Below are 3615 nucleotides of genomic sequence, written 5' to 3'. Positions count from 1 at the left end.
TTTATAGCCGCTAACAAAGCAGAAGATGTATTTGATTTCTTTGTGGAAACCATTGCTTTTCAGCTAGATGAAACCAGTCATAATACAATTACGTTAGCAGCAAATACCATTTCTTTGGAAACTACGAGCAAACTTTCTACCGTTGGAAATTCGCTACTCAAAAATATATTACTCGGATTGGGAATTTTGACTTCATTGTTTTTATTGCTGAAAGAAAATCTACTCAATAAAAGGGAAATTGAAGTTGAAAGTGAAGTCGAAGTTGAAACAGAAGATAGAACGATTGAAAATGTACAACAACATGTAGTTACTACAGAAATTGAAAAACCTTCAAAAACGGACGCAGAAATTGTGCAGCAACAACTAAAAAGTATCAACTCCTTGCAAGAAATTTCTAAACTTCCATTAAAACCTAATTTGACCAAAGAATTGACATTTTTAATCGAACATAAAGAAGATTCTAAAAAGTTAGTTGCTGCTAAAAATCAAGATGAAACTGCATTTCTAAAAACATTACAAGAAGTATATCCAATACAAATAAAAAAATTAGCTTCTCAAAAAGAACATGCAGAATTGTGGAGCACATTTACAGAATTAAAAAATAAAAGTGAACTCAAAAATTTCTTAAAAAAGAAAAAAGAAGTCATCAAAGGATTGCCGAACTTATTGGAAATTGGTTTCAAATATGAAGTTATTGATGAAGCAAAAACATTCGCGGAAGCTTTAAAAGTATTAGAACAAGACAAGAAATTCCAAAAAGATGTTGCCGTTTTATTGAAACTCAAAGAAAAATATCCGAACGATTCCATTGATACAATTATCACCGCTACATTGACTAGCAACGCTAATTTACGAAACAACACGGACAAAGCGAATTCCATTATTGAATTGGTACAACACCTAAATAGTTGGTACAAATCCTTTAGTAAACGAGATTCAAAGTGGGAATCGATTACAAATCATATTGCTACACAACAAAAAAATGTTCAAGCCGAAGAAAATTTACCAGACAGATTAAAAAATATTGAAAAAACATACAATTCAATTTTCAATGGTACTGAAAAGAATACCGAAAAATTGTTGTCGTTACTAAAAGAAACAAAACAAAAATTGGAAGAAGATAGTTTGCAACAAATTGAAGCTGTAAAAAAAGCTTCCGCAGAGAAAATTGAAACTGCACAAAAAGCAGCTTCCGATGAAATAACAACTATCAAATCGAAAGCAAAACAAGCGTATGAAGCATTGGAAAATTCTAAAAAAGTTACTGATAACAACAATAAATTAGCTGCAAAATACTTTGCCAACTTGTACGATCCGCATATCAAAGAATTCCAAAATAAAGCGGCTAGTTTCAGTAAAGCAGAATTCACAAAACGCTTGGCTTTTATTGCATTTAACACGATGGATTTGGCAAAATTTGTCAACGATAATTGGAGTGCCGACAACAAAACAGAAGGAAATATTCGTCGTATTTTACGCAGAGAATCACTTGCCGAAGTGCCAAAAGAAAACTTTGATCCAAATACGGCAACAAGTTACATAAATACAATTGTGGCATTTTTACACAAAAACGGCGTCCATGAAATTGACCATTTAATTGACGGAATTGACATCAACGAAGAATTGAAAGGTTTACACTAAAAAAAGAAAATCCCATGCTCAGTTTTTATCTACTTTTTAGTATACTATGCTTGCTCGCAGTCTTGCTATTTTCGTCGTCGCAAAACAACGGAAAAAAAATCATGCTGTTTTCGCTCACCGCGTTGATCGTAGTGAGTGTGTGGGTTTTGGCGCGTTACATTCGATCAAGCGATACCGAATTCTATAAAAATGTAGAAACACACGCCATTGAACATTTGGGCTATGATTTTTCCAATACGCACGAACTAAATTTGATGAATGCAGACACACCTGCAAATGCCCTTTTTGACGAAGAACAAGGTAAATTTACCATCAAAGTTGATTCAACAAATACAGCAACTCCATTTGAACTTAGCTACGAAGATTTAGGAAAACCCTTGTTGGTTTCTATTAATGACGCAGGAACAAATTACAAAATCGCGAATGAATCACTTCCCGTTTGGAATCCGAAACAAGAACTTAACATTCCATTTTCTAGCAATCGGAAACTATCCTGTTCGTATTATTCAGAAGATAATAAAGCGCATTTTTTCATTTTCAAATTCAATGAAAATATTAAAAATGGCGAACAAGTAATTGACACTATAAAACGCAACAAACTTACTATTGGGTATCCGATTTTGGACATGGTAGAAGCGAGTTTTGATATTGAATTGACCGAATCGGAAATTGAAGCCTTGGAAGAAACCTATGTTGTTAGACATACAATTTACAGCAATCCGAGCGGAAAAACGACTGCACCTTTACACTTATATACAGGAAAGTTACTAGAGAAAGTCAAAAATGTAACGCTGAATTCGCAAGCATTGCAACCGCTTCCAAAACAGCAAAAAATTACGTTGAAAAACAAAAGCTATTTCTACATCGGAATTGGGCAAAACAAAAGCAAAAAGCTACAAGTACAGTATCAACCGAATCGCTCGCGACTCAATCATAAATCGCCCGTTCGCTATCCGTTATACTTCAACGATTCTATCGCTACGGCGGAATTGCTAATTTCCACTTCTGTGGATGATATCATCAAAAGTTCGCGCGAATACAGCGGAGTCATTAATTTTGAAGGAAGAAGCAGTTTTAACAACCGACATCACATCAACGCGTCTTTAAAATATGCCATTGAAGATGGACAAACACAATTGAACGCGATTAAAATTGATAACAATTCTGGCGAGTTACAACTTGAGAAAATTCAAGAAAACGAACCGTTTTTCTTAAAAACAAACACAAAAGCGGTTGATTACATCGTACAAGTCAAAAATTACAACAACAATACATTGACAAACTGGTATTGGGTTCCGTTTTTCGTCTTGTGTATTGCAGCGTTATTCTTTTACTTTCTCATTCACAAATGGCGAAAAAGCATTGGTTTTTCAGGGAAAAGCGATGTTTCTGAAAGTAAATTACTAAACGCACTCAAAATTGAATACACTATTTATTGGGTCATTACGGTATTTTTAACGGTTCGTATTTATTTATTGTGGCGAATGTACGCGTTTCCACCATTGGAAGACATTACATTCTTTGAGTTCCAAGAATTGCAAAACATGGATTCTTTTACATGGAGTATTATTGCATTGGTTGGATTTTTAGCATTCCGATTCGCGTATTTCTACATCAAAACGCATGAAATCCGAATTCCTTTTGTACACAAATTTGAAGAATTCATTCATACAATAAATCAAAAAACACTGCTAATAAAAATTGGGATACTTTTTCTAATTTGGGTAGCCGTTATTCTCTTTTTATTGATTGCGAAAGTTGCCATTAGCTTTGTATTTATCTTAGCTTCCATCCTACTGCCTTTATTTACCTTTATTTATATAGATAGTAAAATTCCTGAAGATCCGAACGATTCTATTTGGATCATGCTTGGAAAACGTTTGATTAACTTTGGACTTTATATCTTGATTTACTTTTTCTTTGATGCAGGATTTTGTTTGATAGCGCTTGCCGTCGGCTCCTTTTACTTTCTGA

The 3615-nt window shown here is 33.9% G+C and carries 2 protein-coding genes; both read left to right on the top strand.

Going from position 1 to position 3615, the window contains the following annotated elements; all coding sequences use genetic code 11:
* Positions 1–1641 (top strand): hypothetical protein (locus AB8B65_RS03020; protein ID WP_405299384.1); only part of this gene is annotated, 1641 nt, incomplete at its 5' end.
* A gap of 14 nt (positions 1642–1655) precedes the next feature.
* Positions 1656–3615, top strand: a 1960-nt coding sequence (locus AB8B65_RS03015; RefSeq protein WP_405299383.1) for a hypothetical protein, incomplete at its 3' end; no start/stop codon positions are given.

The sequence above is a fragment of the Kordia sp. genome (assembly GCF_045105435.1).
GTDB lineage: Bacteria > Bacteroidota > Bacteroidia > Flavobacteriales > Flavobacteriaceae > Kordia.
Note: the sequence above shows the minus strand (reverse complement) of the source record. Positions and strands in the feature narration are given on the sequence as shown.